The 25,378-nt window shown below is 65.1% G+C and carries 20 protein-coding genes; 12 read left to right on the forward strand and 8 right to left on the reverse strand.

Annotated elements, in window-relative coordinates; all coding sequences use genetic code 11:
* Window positions 1-233 precede the first annotated feature (233 nt).
* Window positions 234-1,667 (forward strand): siroheme synthase CysG, encoded by a 1,434-nt coding sequence (gene cysG, locus AC3G2C_RS03310; RefSeq protein ID WP_488383167.1) that lies wholly within the window; start codon window positions 234-236, stop codon window positions 1,665-1,667.
* 73 nt (window positions 1,668-1,740) lie between these two features.
* Window positions 1,741-2,682, forward strand: a complete 942-nt coding sequence (gene cysK, locus AC3G2C_RS03315; protein ID WP_488383168.1) for a cysteine synthase A — start codon at window positions 1,741-1,743, stop codon at window positions 2,680-2,682.
* A gap of 105 nt (window positions 2,683-2,787) precedes the next feature.
* Here the strand turns inward: cysK and AC3G2C_RS03320 are convergent, their stop codons facing one another.
* Complete coding sequence (locus AC3G2C_RS03320) at window positions 2,788-3,162, reverse strand: winged helix-turn-helix transcriptional regulator (RefSeq protein WP_488383169.1); 375 nt, start codon at window positions 3,160-3,162, stop codon at window positions 2,788-2,790.
* A 147-nt stretch (window positions 3,163-3,309) separates the two neighbouring features.
* On the opposite strand from AC3G2C_RS03320, the gene gstA reads away from it, so the two are divergent.
* Window positions 3,310-3,927 (forward strand): glutathione transferase GstA, encoded by a 618-nt coding sequence (gene gstA, locus AC3G2C_RS03325; protein ID WP_488383170.1) that lies wholly within the window; start codon window positions 3,310-3,312, stop codon window positions 3,925-3,927.
* Window positions 3,928-4,003: 76 nt separating this feature from the next.
* Here the strand turns inward: gstA and AC3G2C_RS03330 are convergent, their stop codons facing one another.
* A complete protein-coding gene (locus AC3G2C_RS03330) occupies window positions 4,004-4,354 on the reverse strand; it encodes a gamma-glutamylcyclotransferase family protein (protein WP_488383171.1) in 351 nt (116 codons plus the stop codon).
* A gap of 75 nt (window positions 4,355-4,429) precedes the next feature.
* Window positions 4,430-5,797: an adenylosuccinate lyase gene (gene purB, locus AC3G2C_RS03335; RefSeq protein WP_488383172.1), complete on the reverse strand. Its 1,368-nt coding sequence runs from the start codon at window positions 5,795-5,797 to the stop codon at window positions 4,430-4,432.
* Between the two features lie 592 nt (window positions 5,798-6,389).
* Between purB and AC3G2C_RS03340 the strand changes: the two genes are divergently transcribed.
* Window positions 6,390-7,787 carry a class II fumarate hydratase gene (locus AC3G2C_RS03340; RefSeq protein WP_488383173.1) on the forward strand — a complete coding sequence of 466 codons (1,398 nt, stop codon included), beginning with the start codon at window positions 6,390-6,392 and terminating at the stop codon, window positions 7,785-7,787.
* Between the two features lie 23 nt (window positions 7,788-7,810).
* Here the strand turns inward: AC3G2C_RS03340 and AC3G2C_RS03345 are convergent, their stop codons facing one another.
* The 5 genes from AC3G2C_RS03345 to AC3G2C_RS03365 all read right to left on the reverse strand — a co-directional run bounded on the left by AC3G2C_RS03345 (window position 7,811) and on the right by AC3G2C_RS03365 (window position 11,012).
* Window positions 7,811-8,374, reverse strand: a complete 564-nt coding sequence (locus tag AC3G2C_RS03345; protein WP_488383174.1) for a DUF2884 family protein — start codon at window positions 8,372-8,374, stop codon at window positions 7,811-7,813.
* A gap of 104 nt (window positions 8,375-8,478) precedes the next feature.
* Entirely contained in the window at window positions 8,479-9,447 is a 969-nt protein-coding gene (locus AC3G2C_RS03350; protein WP_488383175.1) for a hypothetical protein, read from the reverse strand.
* Complete coding sequence (locus AC3G2C_RS03355; protein ID WP_488383176.1) at window positions 9,444-10,301, reverse strand: ABC transporter ATP-binding protein; 858 nt, start codon at window positions 10,299-10,301, stop codon at window positions 9,444-9,446. Before AC3G2C_RS03355 ends, AC3G2C_RS03350 begins: the two co-directional genes overlap by 4 nt.
* The gene (locus tag AC3G2C_RS03360) at window positions 10,298-10,684 is read right to left on the reverse strand and encodes a GntR family transcriptional regulator (RefSeq protein ID WP_488383177.1); all 387 of its coding nucleotides are present in this window, start codon (window positions 10,682-10,684) and stop codon (window positions 10,298-10,300) included. The genes AC3G2C_RS03355 and AC3G2C_RS03360 overlap by 4 nt, the downstream gene beginning before the upstream one ends.
* A 4-nt stretch (window positions 10,685-10,688) precedes the next feature.
* Complete coding sequence (locus AC3G2C_RS03365) at window positions 10,689-11,012, reverse strand: hypothetical protein (protein ID WP_488383178.1); 324 nt, start codon at window positions 11,010-11,012, stop codon at window positions 10,689-10,691.
* 427 nt (window positions 11,013-11,439) lie between these two features.
* Here AC3G2C_RS03365 and AC3G2C_RS03370 point away from each other — a divergent pair, with 427 nt between their 5' ends.
* From AC3G2C_RS03370 to bcsA, 8 genes are all read left to right on the forward strand, one after another.
* The gene (locus AC3G2C_RS03370) at window positions 11,440-12,225 is read left to right on the forward strand and encodes an SDR family NAD(P)-dependent oxidoreductase (RefSeq protein WP_488383179.1); all 786 of its coding nucleotides are present in this window, start codon (window positions 11,440-11,442) and stop codon (window positions 12,223-12,225) included.
* 517 nt (window positions 12,226-12,742) lie between these two features.
* Entirely contained in the window at window positions 12,743-15,031 is a 2,289-nt protein-coding gene (gene bcsB / locus AC3G2C_RS03375) for a cellulose biosynthesis cyclic di-GMP-binding regulatory protein BcsB (RefSeq protein ID WP_488383180.1), read from the forward strand.
* Window positions 15,032-15,049: 18 nt separating this feature from the next.
* Window positions 15,050-16,213, forward strand: a complete 1,164-nt coding sequence (bcsZ, locus tag AC3G2C_RS03380) for a cellulose synthase complex periplasmic endoglucanase BcsZ (protein ID WP_488383181.1) — start codon at window positions 15,050-15,052, stop codon at window positions 16,211-16,213.
* Window positions 16,195-20,001 carry a cellulose biosynthesis protein BcsC gene (locus AC3G2C_RS03385; protein WP_488383182.1) on the forward strand — a complete coding sequence of 1,269 codons (3,807 nt, stop codon included), beginning with the start codon at window positions 16,195-16,197 and terminating at the stop codon, window positions 19,999-20,001. Before bcsZ ends, AC3G2C_RS03385 begins: the two co-directional genes overlap by 19 nt.
* A 30-nt stretch (window positions 20,002-20,031) precedes the next feature.
* The gene (gene bcsE, locus AC3G2C_RS03390; RefSeq protein ID WP_488383183.1) at window positions 20,032-21,801 is read left to right on the forward strand and encodes a cellulose biosynthesis protein BcsE; all 1,770 of its coding nucleotides are present in this window, start codon (window positions 20,032-20,034) and stop codon (window positions 21,799-21,801) included.
* Between the two features lie 5 nt (window positions 21,802-21,806).
* Window positions 21,807-22,010: a hypothetical protein gene (locus AC3G2C_RS03395; protein WP_488383184.1), complete on the forward strand. Its 204-nt coding sequence runs from the start codon at window positions 21,807-21,809 to the stop codon at window positions 22,008-22,010.
* Window positions 22,007-22,810 carry a cellulose biosynthesis protein BcsQ gene (gene bcsQ / locus AC3G2C_RS03400; RefSeq protein ID WP_488383185.1) on the forward strand — a complete coding sequence of 268 codons (804 nt, stop codon included), beginning with the start codon at window positions 22,007-22,009 and terminating at the stop codon, window positions 22,808-22,810. The genes AC3G2C_RS03395 and bcsQ overlap by 4 nt, the downstream gene beginning before the upstream one ends.
* The gene (bcsA, locus tag AC3G2C_RS03405) at window positions 22,807-25,368 is read left to right on the forward strand and encodes a UDP-forming cellulose synthase catalytic subunit (RefSeq protein ID WP_488383186.1); all 2,562 of its coding nucleotides are present in this window, start codon (window positions 22,807-22,809) and stop codon (window positions 25,366-25,368) included. The genes bcsQ and bcsA overlap by 4 nt, the downstream gene beginning before the upstream one ends.
* Window positions 25,369-25,378 lie beyond the last annotated feature (10 nt).

Genomic DNA, 25,378 nt, shown 5'->3' on the forward strand with positions numbered 1-25,378 from the left:
TGGTTGAGCAGTGGTTGACGACGGCTATCCATGGGCGGAATCGCGAAAGCGGAGTGAATTAGACGTCTATACATCGCTTGTTGCGCCGCGTCAACGATGATTCGCACAATCACTGGAGTCCAGCGCTTATTGACAGGCGGGTATATCGCACGCCGCACAAATCATTTGTGCCGCCCGGGCGGCTTGCCTAGCGTGCAGTGACGCGGCGCCGCCGCTTGAACCGAGGAGCGCGCGTGTCCACCAGGCTATATCCCTTGTTTGCCGACCTTGCCGGCCGCCCGGTACTGGTGGTGGGCGGGGGCGTGGTGGCCGAACGCAAGGCGGCGGGTCTACTGGAAGCCAGTGCGGTGGTCACGGTCGGTGCGCCCGAACTGACCCCCACGTTGCGCCAATGGGCGCAGGCCGGGCGCATCCACTGGCGTCAGGGTCGATTTGAGGACGCCTGGCTCGACGAGCCCTGGCTGGTGATCGCCGCCACCTCGGATGCCCATTTGCATACACGCATCGGGGCGTTGGCCGCCGCGCGCCGCGTGTGGGTGAACGTGGTGGATGATGCACAGCGCTCCACGTTCCATGTGCCCGCAGTGATCGATCGTGCGCCGGTCACGGTGGCCATCTCCAGTGGCGGTCACGCGCCGATGTTGGCGCGGCTGCTGCGCGAACGGCTGGAGCTCCTGCTCGATGCTTCGATAGGTCCGCTCGCCAGCCTGTTGGGCGATATGCGTGCACGCATTCGGCATCATTTGCCTGACCAGGCATCCCGTCGCCGCTTCTATGATCGCGTGCTGCAGGGGCCGGTACAAAACCTGCTGCGTCGCGGGCAGGGGGCGTTGGCAGAGGCGGCGGCCGAGCGCCTGCTGGAGTCGTTCGATCCACGACCGCAGGGCTTGGTGGTGCTGGTGGGCGCAGGCCCTGGCGATGCCGGCTTATTGACCTTGCGTGGCTTGCGCGCATTGAACGAGGCGGATGTGATCCTGCACGACCGCCTCGTGAGCCAGGACGTGCTCGCGTTGGCGCGTCGCGATGCGGAGCGCATCGAGGTCGCCAAGCAGGCGGGCAACCACCACGCCACCCAAGAGCAGATCCATGCCCTCATGCTCGCGCATGCACAGGCCGGGCGTCGGGTAGTGCGTCTGAAGGGCGGCGATCCGTTCGTCTTTGGGCGCGGCGGGGAGGAACTGGAGTTCCTCAGGGCGCATGGCATTCCTTATGAAGTGGTTCCCGGCATTACGGCGGCGCTGGCGTGCGCGGCCTATGCCGGCGTGCCGCTGACGCATCGCGATCACGCCCAGTCGGTGCGCTTGGTCACGGCGCACTGTCAGGGGTCGCTCGACACGCTCGATTGGGCGGCGCTGGCGCAGGAGCGCCAGACCCTTGCCGTCTACATGGGCACCAGCGAACTGGCTACGTTGCGGCATCAACTATTGGCGCATGGTCGTGCCCCTGACACGCCGTTCGCGCTGGTGGAGAACGGCTCGCGGGCCGAGCAGCGCGTTGTGGTCGGCACGCTGGACGTCCTGGTGGAGCAGGCCGAGCGGTACGCCGTGCGCTCGCCGGCGCTGCTGATCCTGGGGGAGGTGGCCGGGCTGGCGTCGTCCCTGGCCTGGTTTGGACGTCCGCCGTTGGCCCCTCCGGCCATGGCGCCCTCCCTGGCGTTGACGGCTTGACACAAACTTGCCTCAGGCTGGCGCACCATCGCGTGCGTCGCCGTATCCCCTTTACCGTACCCCGGAGCGATCCATGATCTACGACAGCATTCTCGACACCATCGGCAATACGCCCGTCGTGCGCCTCAACCGATTGCCGCCCAAGCATGTGACCCTGTATGCCAAGGTGGAGGCGTTCAATCCTGCCGGTTCGGTCAAGGATCGCCTGGCCTACGCCATCATCATCGATGCCGAGCAGAAGGGATTACTCAAGCCGGGCCAGACCGTGGTGGAGGCAACCTCGGGTAATACGGGCGTGGCGCTGGCGGCCGTGTGCGCAGCGCGCGGTTATCCCTTTGTGGCCGTGATGTCGGAGACCTTTTCTGTCGAGCGCCGCAAACTGATGCGCGCTTACGGCGCCAAGGTCATCCTCACGCCTGGCGCCGAGCGCGGCAGCGGCATGGTGCGCAAGGCCAAAGAGCTGGCCGACAAGCACGGCTGGTTCCTGGCCCGCCAGTTCGAAAACCCGGCCAACCCTGCCTATCACCGCAACACCACCGCACCGGAAATCCTCAAGGACTTCGCCGGCAAGCGGCTGGATTACTTCGTTACGGGTTGGGGCACCGGTGGCACGCTCACCGGCGTGGGCGAAGTGCTCAAAGTGGCGCGTCCGGAGGTCAAGGTCATCGCCAGCGAGCCTGCTGGCGCTGCGCTGCTCTCGGGCAAGGAGTGGCAGCCGCACAAGATCCAGGGCTGGACGCCCGATTTTGTGCCGGCCGTGCTCAACCGCGACGTGGCACACCAGATCCTGCCGATCGACGACGTGGTGGCGCGCGACACTTCACGCGCGCTGGCTCAGCAGGAAGGCATCTTCGTGGGCATCTCGGCGGGCGCCACCTTGGCGGCCGCGTTGCAGGTAGCCAAGGATGCGCCAGAAGGTTCGGTGCTGTTGGCGATGCTGCCCGATACGGGCGAGCGTTATCTGTCGACCTTCCTGTTCGAGGGCGTCAACGAAGGTTCCGACGAGGTCGAGTAAGTCGCGGCGCCTTCGCCATGGAAAACGGGTGCGCGAGGGGCTGTTCGCAGCCACCTCGCGTTCGCGCGGAGGCATCCCGGCAAGCGCCGGGATCGATGCGCACCATCACCCCGTTGCTGATCTCTGCGGCTGATGCGTTGCCCACTCCGCGATCAGCGTGCGACCCACCGAGGCCAGCGCATTGATCGCCGGCAGCAGCTCGCGCCCAAGCGGGGTCAGCGCGTATTCCACCGAGGGTGGCGATGTCTCCAGCACGCGTCGCGTCACCAAACCGCGCGTTTCCAGTTCGCGCAAGCGCGCGCTGAGTACGCGCGCGGAGATCTTGGGCAGATCGTGACGCAGCTCGCCGAAACGGCGCGGCTCGCCACTGAGTGACCACACCACGTTGGGCGCCCAAGCGCCCCGCAGCAAGCGCAGCACCTCGCTGAGCGGGCAGGTCGGTGGCGGCTGAACTTTGCTTTTGCGGACAGGGAGCCCCATGGCGCGTACCGGTAACTGGTTGGTTACCGCATTTTAGGGGTAATCATCGGTTAGGTGGTATCCAACAGTAACCACGAGTGGCTAGCATGACCTCTCCCTCGCGACGGGAAGTCGCGACAAGGATTCCCCCCACACAGGAGACTTGCCATGAAGCTCTACTACGCCCCGGGCGCATGTTCGCTCTCGCCGCATATCGTCGCCGCGGAGGCCGGCATCGCGCTGGACATCGAGAAGGTGGACAACAAGGAAAAGCGCACGGCGAGCGGTGCGGACTACTGGCAGATCAATCCCAAGGGCTATGTGCCGGCGCTGGTGCTGGACAATGGCGAGCTGCTCACTGAAGGCCCGGCTATCGTGCAGTATCTGGCCGATCTCAAGCCCGAGAGCCAGTTGGCGCCTGCCCAGGGCACCATCGCGCGCTATCACTTGCAGGAAATGCTCGGCTACATCAACTCTGAGCTGCACAAGACCTATTCGCCCCTGTTCAAGCCCGATACGCCCGATTCGGTACGCCAGGAGCGCAAGGAATACCTGCGCAAGCGCTACGCCTTGCTCGACAAGCATCTGGCCGCGCATCCGTGGCTGGTGGGCGAGCACTTCAGCGTAGCGGACGCCTACCTCTTCACCGTCACCAACTGGGCCAAAGCCGTGCAGCTCGACCTTTCCGACTTCCCGGCGCTGCTTGCGTTCCAGAAGCGCGTGGCCGAGCGGCCCAAGGTGCAGGCCGCGATGGTGGCCGAAGGCTTGATCAAGGCCGCCGCATAACGCCTTGCTTTGCGAAAAATGCGCGCCCCTTTCAAAGGGCGCGCATGTTCATGCGCACGCGCGTGACAACGCGCGCTCAAGCGGCGGGCAGATAGCGCCGATCCACATAGACCCACGCCTGTGCGCCCGAGGCCAGCGGCGCGAGCACCCGCACATAGGCCGCCACTTCATAGGCGTCGGCCTGTTCCAGTTCCTGTTGGGTTACGACGAATGCCGTGCCGTGCACTCGTGCGTCCGTCGTGAGGGCAGGGCGCACGATGGGGTGATGGGTCTTGCCGCTGGTTTCGACCACGGCTGGATCGTCGATGGCGACCATCGACTGCTCATAACCCACTAACGCATCCGGGTGACCGGCAAGCCGCCGTTTGAACGTGCTCAGTTGCACGTTCTCTTGTTGCAGCGTGCCGTAGGAAAAGAGCAGTGGCATGGCGGGCTCCTGTCTATCCGTAGGTGCAAGCCCGTTACTGGCCAGCGCCAGTAACGGAACCTGCGGGGCACGCCATCAGATGTCCTTGGCCAGCGGCAGGGCCAGGCCGATGTAACCGCCCGGCGTAAGGTCGAGCAGGCGCTGCTTGGCATCGGCCGGCAGATCCAGGCCAGTAATGAAAGCGCGCATCGAATCCTTGGTGATGCCCTGGCCACGCGTCAGCGCCTTGAGCTGCTCGTAGGGCTCAGGCAGGCCGTAGCGGCGCATCACCGTCTGCACGGCTTCGGCCAGCACTTCCCAGCTCGCATCGAGGTCGGCGGCGAGGCGGTCGGCGTTCACGGTCAGCTTGCCCAGGCCCTTCTTGAGCGACTCCAGCGCCACCAGCGTGTGGCCGAAGGCGGTGCCCAGGGCGCGCAGTACGGTGGAGTCCGTGAGGTCGCGCTGCCAGCGACTGATCGGAAGCTTCTCAGCAAAGTGGCCGAGCAAGGCATTGGCCAGGCCGAAGTTGCCTTCGGCGTTTTCGAAGTCGATCGGGTTGACCTTGTGCGGCATCGTGGACGAGCCCACTTCGCCAGCCTTCAGCGCCTGCTTGAAGTAGCCCAGCGAGATATAGCCCCACACGTCGCGCGCCAGGTCGATCAGGATGATGTTGGCGCGACGGATCACGTCGCAGTACTCGGCCACACCGTCGTGCGGCTCGATCTGCGTGGTGTAGGGGTTGTAGTCCAGGCCCAGGCTTTCCACGAAGCGCTGCGAGAAACCGCGCCAGTCCAGCTCGGGGTAGGTGATGGCATGGGCGTTGTAGTTGCCCACGGCGCCGTTGATCTTGCCGGGAACCTCCAGCGCCACGAACTGCTTGCGCTGGCGCTCCAGGCGCGCCACCACATTGGCGATTTCCTTGCCCAGCGTGCTGGGCGAAGCGGTCTGGCCATGCGTGCGCGACAGCATCGGCAGGCCGGCGTGCTCGTGAGCGAGCTGGCGCAGCTGGGCGATGATGCCGTCCAACTGCGGCAGCAGCACCTGATCGCGCGCGTCACGCAGCATCAGTGCGTACGAGAGGTTGTTGATGTCTTCGCTGGTGCAGGCGAAGTGCACGAACTCCTTGGCCTGGGCAAGCGAAGCATCGTTGCCGATGCGCTCCTTGATGAAGTACTCCACCGCTTTCACGTCGTGATTGGTGGTGGCTTCGATCGTCTTGATGCGCGCGCCGTCGTCTACTCTGAAGTCGGCGGCAATGCTCTTGAGCTTGGCAATCTGCTCGGCCGAAAACGTCGGCAGCTCCACGATGCCCGGATCGGCCGCCAGCGCCAGCAGCCACTCGATCTCCACGTGTACGCGGCGGTGCATCAGGCCGAACTCGCTGAAGATGGGGCGCAGCGATTCGACCTTGCTGGCGTAGCGGCCGTCCAGCGGCGACAGGGCGGTCAGGGCATGGGAGGACATCGGGGGTGTTCCAAGGCGGGAAAGGGGAGATTTTACAACAGGGGGCGGGGGTGGGTGCCGGGTTGGGCTTTTGGCGGCCTTTGGGGATGTGAGAGGGCTACTTGAGGTGCTTTCCTCGCGAAGGCGCTTGGATCGTCATCCCTGCGAAGGCAGGGATCCAGCGCCAGTAAATCGTTGAGCATAAAGGCACTAGATTCCTGCTTTCGCAGGAATGACGATTAAAATTTGAGCATCCTTAGCGCGGATCTGATGGAGTGACATTTTCGCTCGTCATCCCTGCGAAAGCAGGGATCCAGCGCCTGTCAATCGTTGAGCATAAAGGCACTAGATTCCTGCTTTCGCAGGAATGACGACTAAGATCTGGGCATCGTTAGAACGGATCTGATTGAGCAGACATTCTGCTCGTCACTGCAGCGCCCGTACCTCCGCAGAGAAAACAGCCCACCCGCAGTAGCAAAGCAAACCGCCGACCATGGCACCCGCCGCAACCCCACCCTCCCCAAAAGGGTGAAACCAACCTCACCCCCTTGGCGGCGCACTAACGCGCCCCGACCTATATTCCCCAAATCCCTCCTAGTGGAATCGCAAGGACATGAGCCAGTTCCGCATCGAACACGACAGCATGGGTGAGCTGAAGGTGCCTTCGAAGGCGCTGTACGGCGCCCAAACCCAGCGCGCCGTGGACAACTTCCCCATCTCTGGTCTGCACATGCCGCGCAGCTTCATCCGCGCACTCGGGCTCATCAAGGCCGCGGCGGCCGATGCCAACTTTCTGTTGGGACACCTGAAGAAATCCCAGGCGCATGCCATTCGCAAGGCCGCCTTGGCGGTGGCGGCGGGTGACTACGACGACCAGTTCCCGATCGATGTGTTCCAGACCGGCTCGGGCACCAGCACCAACATGAATGCCAACGAGGTGATTGCCCACCTCGCCAATCGCGGCGGCGGCAAGGTGCACCCCAACGATCACGTCAATTACGGGCAAAGCTCCAACGACGTGATCCCCACCACCATCCATGTCAGCGCCACGCTCACCACCAGCGAGCAACTGCTGCCCGCGCTCAAGCACCTTAAGCGCACCATCGAGCGGCGCGCGCGCGAACTGCGCAATGTCCCCAAAACGGGGCGCACCCACTTGATGGATGCTATGCCCGTCACCTTCGGGCAGGAGCTGTCCGGCTGGGCGGCGCAGATCGGCTCGGCCATCGAGCGCATCGACGACAGCTTGAAGCGCATGCGTCGCTTGCCGCTGGGAGGCACGGCGGTGGGCACCGGCATCAATGCCGATCCCAAGTTTGGTGCGGGCGTGGCGCGCGAGCTGAAAAAGCTCACCGGCCAGCGCTTCGAATCTGCGGAGAACTATTTCGAAGGCATGGCCGCGCAGGACGCGGCCGTCGAGCTTTCCGGTCAGCTCAAGGCCCTCGCCGTGGCCCTGATGAAGATCGCCAACGATTTGCGCTGGATGAACTCAGGCCCGCTAGCCGGCCTGGGCGAGATCGAACTGCCGGCACTGCAGCCGGGTTCGTCGATCATGCCGGGCAAGGTCAATCCGGTGATTCCGGAAGCCACTGCGATGGTGGCGGCGCAGGTCATCGGCAACGATGCGGCCATCACCATTGCCGGCCAGTCGGGCAATTTCCAGCTCAACGTGATGCTGCCGCTGGTGGCGCACAACCTGCTGCAATCGATTGGCATCCTCGCCAACGTCAGCGTGCTGCTGGCCGACAAGGCCATCGCCGGTTTCAAGGTGAATACGGCGCGCGTGAAGGAAGCGCTGGACAAGAACCCGATCCTGGTGACTGCGCTCAATCCCGTGATCGGCTACGAAAAGGGCGCGGCGACGGCCAAGCAGGCCTACAAGGAAAAGCGCCCCATCCTCGATGTGGCGCTGGAGACCACCGGTTTGAGCAAGGCCGAGTTGCAGCGCCTGCTCGATCCCATGGCATTGACTCGCGGGGGCATCCACGGCGGCGGTGGTGGCGGCGGTTAAGGCGCCGCCATCACCGGGCGCTGTTAGTGCGACACACCTTCGCGGCACTTGGCCACGTCGGTATCGTCGAGCGCCTTGGCATAGGGCTTGAAGGCATCGAGCTGGGCGGCCAGTTCGTCCTGCGCAGACTTCATGGTGCCGAGGTCGTCGCAGATGTGGATGGCGGCGGCGCGCACGTCTTGCTTGGCGTCCTCCACCTTCTGCTTGGTCTCCTCCGCGCTATTCGCGCCGGTGAGCTTGCCGGCGGCGGCGCCGATGGCCTTTTGGGCCGTCGCCATGCCGGCCTTGCCGGTGGCGATGGCGTCCTCGCGGATTTGGCGCGCACCACCGTTGTAGCGTTGCAGCAAGGCGCGCTGGGCGTCGTTCACCGCAACATCGTGCCCGTCAACGCGCAACTGGCCGCTGGTATCGACGGTGGCATCGGGCACGCCCGGCGCCTTGATCGTGACCAGGCCGTCGTGCAGCGTGATGCGCTTGTTGATGACATCGCTGTCGCCACCGACCACCAGCACATCGCCATCGGAGTGACTGCAGGCCGTGGCGAGTACGGCGAGGGCGAGCACGCAGGGGAGGTATCGACGCGACATGGCGTGTGTTCCTTGAAGCGACCAGGCGGAAGGTGAATGTCTATCGGAGCGTGAGCCCGCCGGTGGCCCGCATCCCTGCGGAGACCACCGACGGTAAGGGGCGATCAGCTGTCGTCGCGCACTCGGCGGTACCAGATCGCGCCAGCCAGTAGTGCGGCGCCTGCCAGCACACCGATCCAAAGGTCCGCCGAGGCGAGCAAGTTGTACGTATGCATTGGCGACAGCAGGCTCAGCGGGTTGTGGGCGTCGCCCAGGTCGGCCGAGGCTTCCAGTTCGCTGCCGTGGTAGGCGATGTTCGAGCCGGGGAGCACGCTGAACAGGGCGCGGGCCACCACGTTCTTCCAGAACCACGCCGTGGGCAGGTCGAACAGGCCCATGATGCCGAACCAGCTCACCAGCAAGCCAAGCACCGCCGGTGCCGCCACCGCCCACAGGAAGGGCTTGGTGCGTGCCCAGGCCGAGCAAAACATCAGCCAGCCCACCGACGGGATCGCCCACAAGGCATACAGGGGAACTGCGCTGAGCAGGTTCACCACCGCCTGGAATGGATGCGCCAGGCCGATCAGCTGCCAGGCGTTGACGCCGTGCATGGACAACACCAGCGCCAGGATCACCAGGTGCACCAGGCCCACCACAATACTCACCACCACCGCGATGGCGGGGGCCACCACAACCGCGCTCACCACCTTGGAGAGCACCGTGCTGGTGTTGGAGACGGGCAGGGATTTCCAGAACAGGATGCTGCGGTCGCGGCGATCGTCGTACAGCGCACCCAGGCAGTAGAACAACACCACAATGCCCATCACGATGCCGATCAGGCCGACAGAGGACATCATCGCGATATCCAGCCCCGCGCCGATCTGCTTGAGGTCGCCTTCGCCGGCCTTGGCGATCATCATCTGCAAGTTGTCGCCGCCCACCTGCCAGCCATGGCGGGCGCCCAGCACTTCGGCCGTGATGATGGCCATGATGTTGAGAACGAGGAACACCGAGCCGGTGATGATCGGGGCCCAGAAGAAGCCGCCGCGGTGCTCCCAGAATTCGCGCTTGAGCAGCCAAAAGAAGGTTTTCATGCGTAGGTTCCCTTCATGGTGGCAACGAACAGGTCCGAGACCGACGGGCGGCGCACCTCACCCATGTCTTCCAGGGTGGCGCGGTCGGCACCGTCGAACAGGAAGATGCTCTTGCCGAACACCTGTCGTTCGTCCAGCGGCTTGAGCCGGCGGGCCGCCTCCGCCTTGTCCGAACTCACCATCACTTCGGCGAAGCGCTCGGCCACGGCCTCCATGTCCGTGTCGAGCACGATCTTGCCGTCACGGATGAACATCAGGTCGGTAAGGATGTGCTCGATCTCTTCCACCTGGTGGGTGGTGACGATGATGGTCTTGTTCTCGTCGAAGTAATCCTCCAGCAGGCTCTGGTAGAACTGCTTGCGATAGAGAATGTCCAGGCCCAGCGTCGGCTCGTCCAGCACCAGCAGGCGGGCGTCGATGGCCATCACCAGGGCAAGGTGCAACTGCACGATCATGCCCTTGGACATCTGCTTCACTTTCTGATCCGGCGTGAGCTTGGTGCGAGCCAGAAACGCCTCGCACTTGGCACGGTTGAAGCGCGGGTGCACGTTGGCCACGAACTCCACCGCTTCGCGGACCCGTATCCAGCGCGGCAGCACCGCCACGTCGGCGATGAAGCACACCTGTTCCATCAGGGCATCGCGCTGGGTGCGCGGGTCCAGCCCCAGTACATTCAGCTCGCCCTTGAAATCGGTGAGGCCGAGAATGGCCTTCAGGGCGGTGGTTTTGCCGGCGCCGTTGGGGCCGATCAGGCCCACGATGCGGCCGGATTCGATGCGGAAGCTCACATCGTCCAGCGCCAGCGTGTTCTTGTAGCGCTTGGTCAGACCATTGGCGGTAATGACCGCGTTCATGGCTGGTTCTCCCCATCGGCCGGCGTGCTGTCCGGAGCGGTCCGGAGCAGGGTCTTCAAATCCAGGCCGAGTCGCTGCAGCCGGGCATAGAGCGCGGGCCACTCCTCGCGGAGGAAGCGTTCGCGCTCGGACTTCAGCAGCGCTTCCCTGGCTCCATCGATGACGAACATGCCCAATCCCCTCCTTTTTTCCACCAGTTGATCGTCGACCAGTTCCTGGTACGCCTTCGATACGGTCAGCGGATTGATTTGGAAATCCGCCGCCACCTGGCGCACTGACGGCAGCGGGTCGCCCTCGTTCAAGGCGCCGTCCAGGATCATCGCCACCACACGCTCGCGGAGCTGGCGATAAATCGGGACGCTGTCGTTCCAGGTGATGGTCATACGGTTATTCCTTGCTGATACGGCCGAACTGATTGCCAAACGAATAGTAGGGCATAGCCAGCTGAGACCCGAGCACGCTGCCCTTGGTGGCTTCGTCGGCGCGCAGCAGCGGCGAGACGGAGAGGCTGGCGACAGTGGCATCGGCCAGCAGGGCGGCGGCGCGGCGGTCTTCGGCGGTCGGGTGAACATCGACCGGGGCCAGGTTGATCACCTTGACGCCGTTGATCTCGCTGACGGGGACAACCGGGGTGTTGGAGTGGATGGCGGCGAGGCCGACCGTGGTGAACAGGGCGGCGGCGGTCAGTGATAGCAAGTTATTCGCTTTCATGGCGGGTCTCCTTTAGTGACCTCGTGGACCGGTGTTGTAGTGAACTATAACACCATAATCGAAACCGTCAATGGCTCAGGCCAACATTCGCAACATGACTGATGGCCTATATGGCTTGGCGCCCGATCCGGCCCTGTTGAGCCGGGCTGACGCGAGGTGGGGCGGGCGCCATCCTCCTGGCTGGCGAGGCCTGGCGGCAGCGGCGTTGATCAGCCATCGCCTGTGACAGGTATCACCCGGTGGGGCGCCATGCCCGCGGGGTAGCGCCGTACCCAGGCAGGGCCGGGCGGCCAGTTGCGCGTCACGCCCGTTCTTTCATGTGCACAGTCACGCAACCCGGGCCGCCGTGAGATCGCGACCAGACACCGACAGCGGCGTGTGGGGCCGCGTGCTTCAATAGCGTACGGAACAGACCGGAGCGTGGTTCATGGATGCAGCGTTGCAAGGGCGTGTGGTGGTCATTACCGGGGCCAGCAAAGGCATTGGGCTGGCATGCGCCATGGCGTTTGCGCGTGAAGGGGCCAAGGTGGTGGGAATTTCGCGCGACCTCGCCCATCTGCACGCTGCCCAGCACGACCTGCATCGCCAAGGTCTGCACATGGAAGTCGCCGCCGCGGACCTGCGCGATAGCGTGGCCGCCCAGATGGTGGTGGAGGTCATCGAGAACGACTTTGGCCCCATCGATGTCCTGGTCAATTGCGCCGGTGCGGCCCGCCGCACGCCGCCGGCCGAACTGCATGCCGATGCCATGCAGGCCGCCATGCAGTCCAAATACTTCACCTATATGCACATGATCGACCCGGTGATCCGTCGCATGGCGACGCGCGGTCACGGCAGCATCGTCAACGTGGTCGGGCAGGGTGGGCGCCAGGCCAATCCGTTGCACATCGGCGGTGGTGCCGCCAACGCAGCGTTGATGCTCGCCTCGGTGGGCTTTGCCCATGCCTATGCGGCGCAGGGCGTGCGGGTCAACGTGATCAACCCGGGCATGACGCGCACTGGGCGCGTGCAAGAGGGCCTTGGCGCAGCCTCGCGCGCCAGCGGACGTCCTGCCGACGAATTGCTCGCCGAGCAACTGGCCGAGATCCCCATGGGCCGCATGGCCGAGCCAGAAGAGGTCGCCAACGTGGCGCTGTTTCTCGCCTCGCCCTTGGCCAGTTATGTGACGGGCGCTGTCATTCCCATGGACGGCGGCAAGACCTCCACCATCTGATCATCCCGTGGTGCCATGCGTGCCGGCGGGTGCGTGGGCTCTGCATATAGATCGCCATGCCTCCTCGCCCTACATCGCGTTTTTGCCTACGCGAATACGTGCTTTAGCACGTAGTGGAACGCGCGCAATTCACGTTTCTTTTATCCCGCTTCTTTGATCGTCTAGCGCCGATGTCGCGGTGTGGCTGATACGCCGCGCCATGTCATGGCGCACGACCATCTCCGTGCATAAAGGAGCACGTTTCAAGTGGGATTTCGCGATGGATCGGCACGCAATCTTCACCCCGACGCGGCCCGCATGGGCACCCAGCCATCGGGGGCTCGCGCCAGTCACGCGAAAGCATTCGGTTTGATCGGCATGGCGCGTCCTCGGCGGCGCGGCAACGCACACCGATGTACCACCGGTTGGAGCGTCGACGGGCGCCTTGCGCGGACGAGCCATCCATCGCAGTGGCCTTCGTTGGCGGCGACGTTCCACTCCTGACTCAGGGCGACATTCCATGCGGCTCTCTCCCCAGATGCGTTTGAGCTCAATGTTGGTGGGTGGCTTGCTCGCGATAAGCGGCGCCGCGTTCTCACCGCAAAGTACGGCGCAAAAGAACCCAGCCACACCGGCATCGCCCATGCCCGCCAGCGCGGCGAGCAGCCCGGCCGCCGCCACCGTGGAAACGGCAAGCCAAGCACCGGCCGGAGAACCGCGTGACCTCAGCCTGCAGCAGATGGGCAGCTATGGTGCGCTCAAACTGCACGGCCTGGACCCCACGGGTTACCTCAATGTGGCCGTGCGCAATGATGAAGTGGTGACCAGTGCGCGGCTCAAGCTGGTCTACACCTACTCGCCGTCGTTGATCTATGAGCTGTCACACCTGAAGGTGTACCTCAACGGCGAAGTCGTGGCGACGCTGCCGCTGGACAAGGAACACGCCGGGCAAACCGTCACGCATGTCGTCGACCTCGATCCGCGCCTGTTCACCGACTTCAACCGCCTCAACGTGCAGATGATCGCGCACTACACGCTCGATCATTGCGAAGACCCTTACCACTCATCGCTGTGGTCGGACATCAGCCCCGACACGGCGCTTACGCTCACCACGACGCGCATCGGTCTGCCAAACAGCCTGGCGTTGTTGCCGGCGCCCTTTTTCGACCGACGCGACAACCGTCGCCTCACCGTGCCTTTCGTGCTGCCCGCGCATACCGATGCATCGACCTTACGTGCGGCCGGTGTCGTGTCCTCCTGGCTGGGGGCGTTGGCGGCATGGCGCGGTGCGCGCTTCCCGGTCAGCGCGGCACCGCCGGCCGATGCGAACGCCATTGCCCTGGCCTTGCCCAATGCCATGCCGCCAGGCGTGGACTTGGGCGAGATCAAGGGGCCGACCGTGCGGGTGATGGCCAACCCCGCGAGCCCGCCGGAGTCGGGTCGCAAACTGCTGGTGCTGGCCGGTCGCGACGCCAAGGAACTGGAGCAAGCCGCCCAGGCGTTGGTGTTGGGGCAGGCCGGCATGTCCGGCGACCAGGCCATCATCAAATCGGTGGACATTGGCCCCGAGCGTCGCCCGTACGACGCACCGAATTGGGCGCCAGTGGATCGCCCCGTGCACTTCAAGGATCTCGTCAACGACCCCGGTCAATTGCAGGTCACCGGCTTCAACCCGCCGGCCATCCGCGTGGACATGCGCCTTCCGCCCGACCTGTTTGCCTGGGCGCGGCACAGCGTGCCGCTCAACGTGAGTTATCGCTACACCGCGCCCTCCAGCTACAACGACTCGGTGCTCAACGTGAGCATCAACGACCAACTGCTGCGCTCGGTGCGTCTGCGTCCTGCCGACACCACTGGCGTGGATCGCCAATTCAACGTGCCGCTGCTGTCCGGCTCCGAAGCGCGTGGCGAGGAAGAAATCCGCGTACCGGCCCTGCGTATCGGCAGCACCAACCAGTTCCAGTTCCAGTTCCACATGGATTCGCAGAAAACCGGTTTGTGCGCATCTACCGCCACCGACAGCGCGCGCGCCGCGATCGATCCCGATTCCAGCATCGACTTCAGCCAGTTCGTGCACTACACCACGTTACCCAACCTGGCGTTCTTCGCAGGCAGCGGCTTTCCCTTTACGCGCATGGCCGATTTGGCCGACACGGCCGTAGTGATTCCCGATGCGCCCGACGCCAAGGAGGCCGAAGCCGTACTCACCCTGCTCGGGCAGATGGGACGCTGGAGCGGCTTGCCATCGCTGCGCGTTACCGTGGTGCCCACCAGCGCGGTGGAGTCGGTGCGCCATCGCGATCTATTGGTGATCGGCACGGGCTCTGGTGCCGACCTGTTGGCCAAGTGGGGTCAGGGCCTGCCCATGCTGATCCAACGCAGCGAGAACCAGCTCAGCCTGCGCGAAGCGCCGGGTGCCGGCCGACGTGAGGTCAAGGGCGATGCGGGGCGCGCCGCCATGAGCGTAAACGGCCCCAGTTCCGCCTTTGTCGGGTTCGAGTCGCCATACACCAAACGCAAGAGCGTGGTGGCGCTAGCGGCGAGTTCGTCGGATCAGCTCGTCGGCCTGCTCGACGTACTCGCCGACGACGCACGCGTAGGGCAGGTGAGTGGCGACCTCACCGTGGTGCGCGGCAAACAAGTCACCGCGCTCACCGTCGGCAACAGTTACAACGTGGGGCATCTGCCGTGGTACGCCTGGGTGTGGGTGCGCATTTCGCGCTATCCCGTGCTCATGGCCATGGCCGGTATCCTGGCGGGTCTGTTCGTGGCGCTCAGTGTGTTCTGGGCCCTTGGGCGCCTGGCGGCGCGCCGTCTCGACAGGTGACGCATGCGAGGCGTGTCGATGCTGCTGCGAACCCTGTTGATCGGCGCGGCCTTGGTCGCGCCGTGCATGGCGCCGGCCACCCCCTGCGCGTGGCCGGCGTGGGAGCAGTTCAAGCAGAGCACGCTCAGCGACGATGGCCGCGTGATCGACCACAGCACGCCGCAACAGGTCACCGTGTCCGAGGGGCAAGCCTATGCCTTGTTCTTCGCCCTGGTCGCCAAGGACCGCGTCACTTTTGATCGGGTGCTCGGCTGGACGCAGAACAACCTCGCGCAAGGCGATCTCACCGCGCATCTGCCCGCGTGGATCTGGGGTCGGCACGAGCCGGACAAGAACGAGGCCAGCGAACACGCCGCGCCCACCTGGGGCGTGATCGACAGCAACCCCGCCTCCGACGCCGATCTGTGGATCGCCTACACCCTGCTCGAAGCCGGGCGTCTATGGAAGGCGCGCAGCTATACCGCGCTGGGCACCTTGTTGGCGCAACGTGTGCTCAGCGAGGAAACCGCCGTATTGCCCGGGCTGGGGCGCACCGTGTTGCCCGCGCCGGTGGGCTTTCATCCCAAGGATGACGTGTGGCGGCTCAACCCCAGCTACGTGCCGTTGCAGGTGATGCGGCAGCTGGTCGTCGCGCTGCCCAAGCAGGCCGAGTGGCAGGCGGTATATGAAAGCTCGCGGCGTGTCGTCACCGAAACCGCACCGCACGGCTTCTCGCCCGATTGGGTGCTCTATCAACGCAGCAAAGGCTTTCTGCCCGACGACAGCAGCAAGGCCGAGAGCGCGTACAACGCCATTCGCGTGTACTTGTGGGCCGGCATGCTGGCGCCCGATGCCGCCAAGCGCCAGAGCGTGCTGGATACATTTCGCTCACTCGCTGATTACGTTGCCGCGCACGGCGCCCCGCCGGAGCGTGTAGACACCCAAACCGGCATGCCTGGCAGTCACGATGGCAACGCGGGCTTCTCCGCTGCGGTAGCGCCCTACCTGGCGGCGCTGGGGCGTGCGGATCTTGCGCAAGCGCAGGTGCAACGCGTGCACAGCCTCGCCCAACAGGAGCCGCTCGGCTACTACAGCCAGGTGCTGGCGCTGTTCGGCCTTGGTTTTCTCGATGGGCACTATCGCTTCAACGCCGATGGCGCCGTGATCCCGGCCTGGACAACCACATGCCCCGCCACGCGCTAACGGGGTGGCTCGCGCCAACGGCCGCCGCGCTCTTGCTCGCGGGCGTGCCCGCACTGGTGATGGCGCAGGCATCGCCCAGCGATAGCCAGATCAAGCCACTGCTCGATTCGGCGCGCATGTGGCAAGCCAAGAACCGGCCCGATATGGCGCGGGGCATCGTGGAAAAAGCGCTGCTGATCGAACCGGGCCAGCCCGACGCCGTCGCCTTGCTGGGGCAGATCGAGCTCGACTCCAATCGCCCCGGCGAGGCGGGCAAGCTGCTCAAGCAACTACAGCAGCGTTATCCCCAACATCCGGCCACGCAAACACTGGCCGATGCCTACCGTCTCGCCACCACTGACAAAACCGCGCTGGCGCAAGTGCGCTTGATGTCGCGCACCGGCAAGGCGGACGAGGCCTGGGCGCGCATGCAGGCGCTGTTTCCGCACGGCGCGCCTCAAAGCGCGTTGGCGCAGGACTATTACCGCATATGGGCATCATCCGAGGGTGGCCGCGATCCCGCACTGGCGGCCCTGCGACGCGACGTTGCGCAACACCCCAATGATTTGCGCCTGGCGCTCACGCTGGCCGATCTCCTGACTGATCGCGCGGGCACACGCCAGGAGGGTCTGCAGATCATCTATCGCGTGTACCAGCGCCCCGATGGTGACCGCCAACGCGCGCTGGAGTTGTGGCGGCGCGCACTCATGGCCGCTGGCAACGACGATCCGGCGTATTACGTGTGGTACCAGCGCTACGTCAAAGAGGCCCCGGACGATACCCAGGCCAAGCAGGCACTGGCCACCTTGGACAAAAAAGGCGGCGCCAACGATGTGCCGCCCGCGCGCCCCGCAGCGACGGCTCCAACCACGGGTCAGGCGGCGCCATCGCGCGCATCGGCAGCGGCATCGGCCAGTGCGCGCCAAGGCGCCGCGCTCGGCGCGCAAGGCATGGCTCGCATGCGCGAGGGCAAGCACGACGAGGCACGCGCACTGTTCGCGCGCGCGCTGCGGCTCGATCCGGACAACGCCTCCAAATGGCGCAGCCTGATGGCTACCTCCACGTTCTGGGGCACCCTGGCGAAAGCGCGCGAAGCCAACGCACAAGGCCGGCCGACGCAAGGCGAAGCGCTGGCGCGTGATGCCCTGCGCCTGCAGCCTCAACAGGTCGACGCCAAGAAAGTGCTAGCGCAATCGCTGATCGCCCAGCAGCGTTGGGCCGATGCCGAAGCCATACTGCGCCCGATGGTGGAGGGCGCCAAGCCCGACGTGGATGCGCTGGCGTTGCTCGCCACGTTGCTGATCGACACCCATCGCACCGCCGAACTCACGCCCTTGCTCGCGCAGGTCGAACAGCGCACCCACGGCGCGGATGCCGCCATGGTCAAGCTTCGCGCGCAGTTGCTCTCCATCGAGGCCGATCAGCTCATCGCCGAGCACAAGCGCGGCGCGGCGGTGCTCAAACTGGAAGACGCCGTAGCGCTCACCCCGCAAGACGCGTGGCTGCGCTACACCCTCGCGCGGCAATATCGCGACCTTGGCCTGCCTTCGCTCGGCCGCTCCGTCATGGAGGATGGTCTGCGTAACGCGCCGTCGCCCGATATGCGCTATGCCAGCGCGCTTTACCTGAACTCCCTCGACGACATCGACACCGCCAGCACCTTGCTCGACCAGGTACCCGCTGCCGAACGCTCCGATGGCATGCGCGAACTAGCGGGTAACCTGCAAGCCCAGCGTGACCTGCGTGAGGTACGCAAACTGGTGGCGCAAGGGCAGCGCGAGCAGGCGGCCGCGTTGCTCGATCGCATCGCCTTGGCCTCGCGCGATGATCCCCAGACGCTCGCCAGCGTAGGGCGCGAATGGATCGCGCTGGGCCAGCCCGACAAGGGCCTCAAGCTCGTGCGCGACTGGCTGGATGCCCACCCCGATGACCCCGCCATCGCCGTGCGTCTGCGCTACGGCGAACTGCTCGCTTCCGCCAATCGCGACAGCGAACTGCCCGCGTGGCTGGCCGACGCACGCGCGCGTCCAGGCGCTACGCCCGAACAACAAGCCTACGCGGACGATCAGTTGCTGCGCCTGGCCTTACGCACATCGGGCCGACAGATCGACACCGGCGATCTGGCCGGTGCCGAGCGCACGCTGGATGCCGTGCCCGAGGCCGGCAAGAAGGATCGCCGCTGGCTGCTCGTGCAAGCCGACCTGCGCGAAGCCCGGCGCGACTACAGTGGCGCCGAGTCATCTGCGCGCGCTGTGCTCGCCGATCACCCCAACGATGTCGATGCACGCCTCACGCTCGCACGCATGCGCGAACGCCAGGGCGACCGCCAAGGCTCGGAGGCCATCGTGCGCCAGGTTTTGGCCGACACCTCCGCCGACGATGTGGATGCGCGGCTGGCGGTGGCGCGCCGCTTCACGGCGCTCGGTCGGCATGCCGACGCCAACGCGGTGGTTGATCCGCTGCGCCAGCAATACCCTGATCGCTCCGACGTCACCTTGCAGAGCGGGCGCATCGCGCAGGCGCGTGGCGAATTCAATAGCGCCGCGCAGCTCTATCGCACCGCGCAGACGCAAGAGCAGGGCGAGGGCGAACTGCCCAGCGCCGAAGACGGGCTCACCTCGGCGGGGCGAGCGCTGCAAGGCTTGGAGGATCGTCGGCAAGGGCAGGTAGCTACGGCGGTGATTCAATCCAACGAGTCGGGCAGCAGTGGCATGTCGCGCCTGGATGCCACCGAAATGCCGCTCTACGTGCGCATTCCCGATGGGTACGCCGGCCACTATTTCTTCCACGCCGATAGTGTCCTGCTGGACGCGGGGCGACTACCCGCCGACCAGTTCGACCCCGCCTACAAATACGGCCAGATCGCCGCGCTGGGCAACCAGGGCTTGAACGCCGTGCAGCAGAACGACAAGGGTGTGGCGCTGGCGGCGGGCTACGATTTTCGCGGCGCTGAGAACAACTGGCGTGCCGACATTGGTACCACGCCCATCGGCTTTACCGTGCACCAACTGCTGGGTGGCTTTCTCTATCGCCACGATTTCTACAGCTCCTCCGTCACGGTGGATGTTTCCCGCCGCCCGGTCACGGCCAGCCTGGTCTCCTACGCGGGCGCGCGCGATCCCGCTTCCGGCGAAACCTGGGGCGGCGTGGTGCGCACCGGTGCGACCGTGCGCGGCGCGCAGGATTGGGGTCGCCTCACGCTATTCGCCTCGGTCGGCTACGGCCTGCTGAGCGGTCGCAACGTGGAGGACAACCACGAGTTCAAAGTGCGTACCGGCGTGGATTGGCCGGTGTATGTGGGCACCGACCAGCGCTTCAGCAGTGGGCTGGTCATCAACTACTGGCGCTACGACAACAACCAGCACTTCTACACCTTCGGCAACGGCGGTTATTACAGCCCGCAAAAGTATTTCTCCGTGTCCATTCCGCTGGACTGGACCGGCCGCTACAAGCGCTGGGCGTGGGAGTTGGAGGCCTCCGTGGGCAACTCCAACACCAGCGAAGACACCTCACCCTACTTTCCCACGCGCCCCGACCTGCAACGCGCCGCCGTGGCGCGCATGGCCGCGGCGGATCTGGGCTCGCCGTATTTCGGCGGTGGCTCCGGCGGCGGCTTCAGCTACACCGTGGCGGCGGCGCTGGAATACCGGCTCACGTCGCACTGGGTCATCGGCTCGCGCTTCAAGCTGGACCGTTCACGCGATTACGCCCCCAACCTTGGCACGATCTATCTGCGCTACTTCTTCGATCGGCAACGCCTGCCGGTGCCGTACCCGCCCGATCCGGTCAAACCGTACTCCGCCTATTGATCGGCCGCACCGATACCTGGGACGCCCACCGTGACACCACCCATCAACCCCCCATTCAACGAGGCATCACCGCGACGACTGGTGCCCGCGCGCTTGCGCCTCAATCAGTCGCTGGCTATCGAAGGCCTGCCGCCCTCGTTGACCGCACTGGCCACGGGCAAGGTGTATGCGGTGTACGCCAGCCGCTCCGCCGCGCGCGATGCGCTGTTCTGGAAAACCGCGGTCAACGCCTTGCTCACGCCCGTGAACGTGCTTTCCACCCGGCCGGCGGAAGATATCGCCGCCGCCCTCAAGCAACACGGCCTGGACATCGACGAGTCCAGCGCCATGCACCCGCGTGCCAACGTCTGCGCATTGCGCATGCCGCCCAAGCGCGACGGGTGCGATGTGCTCATCGAGGCCATGCAGGCCATGTCCGATCAGTGCGCGGCGCCTGCGTCGCAGTTTCTCATCGAAGGCGCGGCGGCCTGTTTTGCGTGGAACGATCGCCAAGCGCTCATTCGCCAGGGCGCGGCCTTGGCAGGGTGGTGCGAACAAACCCGCCACAGCATCTTGCTGGTCATGCTTCCCCCGCTGGTGGAAGAGGGCGGCGGCTTTCTACCGCTCACCGATTTCCAGATGCGCTTTGGCGGCGCTGCGCAGTTGGTGCAAGTGCAAGGCGAATACCGCTGGGAGGTCGCTTTTTGGCGCGACAGCCATAACGCCATGGCCGCGAGCGAATCGATTCCGTTGCGCTTCTCGCCGGAAGACCATCGCCTGGTCGCCGTGCTCGACACGCTGAAAGATCGCCCCGAAGGGATGGGCCTGCTGGCACCCGACGAAACCACTGTATTGGTAGCGCGCGACGCCGTGCAGCACGAACGCTCCGTGCCCAAACACTGGCAGATCGTGCAGGACAACGACTCCCTCGTGGCCACCGCCAGCCACGCCGTCGCAGCCACGGTGATGCTGCATTACGGCATCACCGTCAACCTGGCCAAGCTGGCCAAGCAGGTGAACTACCTGCGGCGCACCTGCGGCAAGGCGCTGAAAATCCTCATACGCGAGGACAACATTTCCATTCGCTACGAACTGATGCTGCTCAGCCTGGGCGCCAACGCCATCATTCCGCGCAACACCTCACTCGCGCAGGTTGAGATCATGGTGGATGGCGTGCAGGGTCAGTTGTTCTCGCGCCCCGTGCCGGACGACTACCGCGCCGCGCTTTCCGCCGCCATGAGCGACACCACCAGTGGCTATCTGCCGGCGCAGCGCTTTATCTCGCTGGTGCGAGACGCCATGGAACGCAGCCGGCCGATTCGCCTGCCCAACGTGTTGTTGCGGCTGATGCTGGAGCCGGATGTGGCCGGGTTGGATGCCGTCAAGGCCTGCCACATGCGTCGCGCCGGTGACGTATGCACCGCCAGCGGGGATAGCCTGTACCTGTTCTTCTTCGCCTGCCATGTAGACGACGCAAGCATCGCCATCGGCAAAGTGTTCGAGCGCCCATTGTCGGAGCTGTTCCGCGGCGAGCTGCGTTGCGGTGATCGCGAATCCATCCTCGGCATGCTGGAAACGCTGGAGGAGGAAATCTCCGAAATGCCGCCGGCGGATTATTCCAGCCTGGTGCAGCCCGCCCAGGCCGTTGTGCCTGCCGCCAAGCTCGTCGAGAGCGAGCCCGAATCGGTGCTTGCCGAGTCGGCTCAGGCCGAGCTGCTGCCTCAGCTGGATCTCGCCGATATGCGCGCTGGCGCCGTCGATAACGTGGCCGTGCGGCCGCCACCGCGCCGCACCGCGCTTCCGCTCAAGGTCGGGGGGTAGGCGCCATGCATCCGTTCTTCGGTTACTTCGTGTGGGGGCTGATGCTGGCGGCGCCGCTGTGGTGGCTGGCCTGGCGCCTGAACATGGCCAGTTGGTTACCGCGCCTGCGTTCGTTGTGGCGTCGTCGCACGGTCAAGCTGCCACCGCAACTGCAGCCGCTCGTGATACTCGGCAAACGGCAACAGGGAGGCGGCGGGAGCGGCGCATGAAAACCATCGCCATCATTTCGCCCGTGGGCGGCGCAGGGCGCACCACATTAACAGCGGCCCTGGCCGGGTTGCTCACCGCGCGCAAGCACCCGGTGCTGGCCCTGGAGTGCGATCCGCGCAACGTGCTCGCCCTGTATTGCGGCCTGCGCGAACCCGCGCGCGCCGGCTTGGCGTCGTATCTGCTGGACGGCGCCGCAGCACGCGACGATGCCGCCCTGCAAAGCGACGACGGCACGCTGTGGTTGCCCTGGGGTGGCACCCATGACCTGGGTACGCTTTCGGCCGGCGATCAGGCGAAGATCGACGACACCCTGCACCAGCAGCCTCAACGCCTGCGCGACCTTATCGCACAAGTGGAGCTGCCGGCCCACGGCATGGCCTTGATCGACAGCGCCACCTGGCCCTCGGTGCATGCCGAGCAAGCCATCGCCGCCGCCGATCTTGCCCTGGTGGTGCTGCCACCCACGCCGGCAGCCTGCGCCACGCTGCCGCGCCTGCGCGCTGGGCTAATGGCACAGCGCAAGCCGAGCCTGTATGTGGCCAATGCCGTATCGCCGGCCATGCAGTTGCACACCGACATCCTCTCCCTGCTGCGGCAAGTGCTGGGTGCGGAGTTGTCCAGCTACCGCATCCATGCCGACAGCGGCATTCCCGAGGCACTGGCGCGCAACGAGAGTTTTTCGGTGGCCGCACCCCATTCGCAGGCCGCACATGATCTGCAGGGCCTGGCAACGTGGTTGTCGCATTGGACCCGGCAGGCCACGCGCCCAGCCACCGCCGCGACCGGGGGCGCGCCATGAGTGTGTTCGGCCGCGCCTGGGCCACGCTGAAGCGCGTCACTGCGCACCACATCGGTGTAGATGAAAACGCCGGTGGCAGCCTGTGGGCATTGCGGCTCGCCTTCCGTCAGCCGCGCCCGGGACAGCGCGATTGGTCGGTGCAGAGTTACAACGCCGTCGCGCGCTACATGCGGGCGGAGCTGGGCGTTACCGAAAAAGCCGGGTGGGGCACGTGGCTGAGCCGGGTGTTCTTTCGCCCGCCGCGTCGTCGTGCGCGGCTGGCGGCTGATCTGCGCCACGTGCGCCATCAACGCGGGCGACAGCGCCGCTCCATCCTGGTGGGGCGCCTCAGTCGCTGGTTCAAACCGGTGTATGGCGTGGCTGGACGCACCAGCCAGGTCCTAAGCGCGTGGTTGCCCAACGTGCCTTGGACGCGCTTGAGCCAGCGCGTGGATGGCTGGTCGGCCAAGGTGGATCGCGTCCCGCACCTAAAGACGGTGGTGCTGTTGCTCGCGGCGGTTGTCGCGCTGGCGTTCTGGACCACGCCGCTGCCGCTGGCCAGCCAGTTCCAGTTGTTCATTCTGGTGTGCGTGGTGATGTTCATTGCGCGGCGCATCCCCGGACGTTGGCCCACCATGTTGATGGTGTCGCTATCCATCCTCATGACCGGGCGCTACATCTGGTGGCGCACCACGCAGACACTGCATTTCGCCACCTCCATCGAGGCGGTGTTCGGTTACCTGCTGTTCTCGGCCGAAATCTACACCTGGATCGTGTTGTTCTTCGGCTACATACAAACCGCCTGGCCGCTTAATCGCCACCCCAAGCCGCTACCGGACAACCCCGACGAGTGGCCCACGGTGGATATCTACATTCCCACCTATAACGAGCCATTGTCCGTAGTGAGCCCCGCCGTGTTGGCGGCGAAGAGCATGGATTGGCCGCGCGACAAACTCCGCGTCTACATTCTTGACGACGGCAGCCGCGAGGAGTTCAACCAGTTCGCCGCCGAGGTGGGCGTGGGTTACCTCACGCGCGAAGAACACCGCTTTGCCAAGGCGGGCAACATCAACCACGCGCTCACACTGACCAGTGGCGACTACATCGCCATTTTCGATTGCGACCACATTCCCACGCGCTCGTTCTTGCAAACCACCATGGGCGAGTTTCTCGCTGACCCCAAGTGCGCGCTGGTGCAAACGCCACACCATTTTTTTTCGCCCGACCCCTTCGAACGCAACTTCGACACCTTCCTGCGCATACCCAACGAGGGCAGCCTGTTTTACGGCCTCGTGCAGGACGGCAACGATTTTTGGAACGCCACCTTCTTCTGCGGCTCGTGCGCCGTCATCAAACGCGCGCCACTGCTGGAAGTGGGCGGCATCGCCGTGGAAACCGTCACCGAAGACGCGCACACCTCGCTCAAGATGCATCGTCGCGGCTACCGCTCTGCTTACCTGCGCATCGTGCAGGCGGCGGGCTTGGCGACGGAAAGCCTGTCCGGCCACATCGGCCAGCGCATCCGTTGGGCACGCGGCATGGCGCAGATCTTTCGCACCGACAACCCATGGCTGGGCAAGGGGCTGAGCTTCTTTCAGCGCATTTGCTACAGCAACGCCATGCTGCACTTTTTCTATGGTTTTCCACGGCTGATCTTCATCCTCATGCCGTGCGCCTACCTGTTCTTCGGTCTGCACGTATTCGCGGCGGACGCCATCGCGGTGATGGCTTATGTGCTGCCGTACCTGTTCGTGTCGGGCCTGGCCAATTCGCGCATCCAGGGCCAATACCGCCACTCGTTCTGGGCCGAGGTCTACGAGTCGGTGCTCGCCTGGTACACCGTGCTGCCCACCACCGTGGCCTTTATCAACCCCAAGAAGGGCAAGTTCAACGTCACCGTCAAAGGCGGCCTGATCGAGCACGAATACCTCGACTGGTCCACCTCCAAACCCTATGTGTGGTTGCTGGGCATCAACCTGCTGGGGCTGCTGGCCGGCATCGTGCGGCTGTTCACCACGCAGCGCGACGAGCCGACCACCGTGCTCATGAACATGGTGTGGGGCTTGTTCAACGTCGCCATGCTGGGGGCGGCCGTGGGTGTAGCGAAAGAGGCCAAGCAAGTGCGCGTTTCGCACCACGTGCCGCTGAGCGTGCCGGCCACGTTGATCCTGCCCAACGGCAAAACCATTGCCTGCTACACCGAAAACTACTCCACCGGCGGCTTGGGCATCGTGTTGCCCGAAGGGCTCGCGTTCAAGCCGGGCGAGGCGCTGGGCGTGAGCCTGTCGCGCGGTGCTGCGGAGTTCTATTTCCCGGCCGTGGTGGCGCGCTTCAGCGGCGTGCGCCTGGGCTTGAAGTTCGAGGAATGGTCATACGAAAAAGAGGAACAACTGATCCGCTGCACCTTCGGTCGCGCCGATGCATGGTTGCGCTGGGAGGAGCAACTGGTGCCAGACAAGCCATTGCAAAGCTTTGTCGAGGTGGTGGAGATGGGCTGCCAAGGCGTGCTGCGTCTGTTCGACGCCTGCCTTGACGCGGTGGAGGCCGTGGCCCTGCGCCGGCCGCGCCAATCGGGTTGACGGGATACTT

The organism is Frateuria sp. sgz306004, assembly GCF_057750885.1.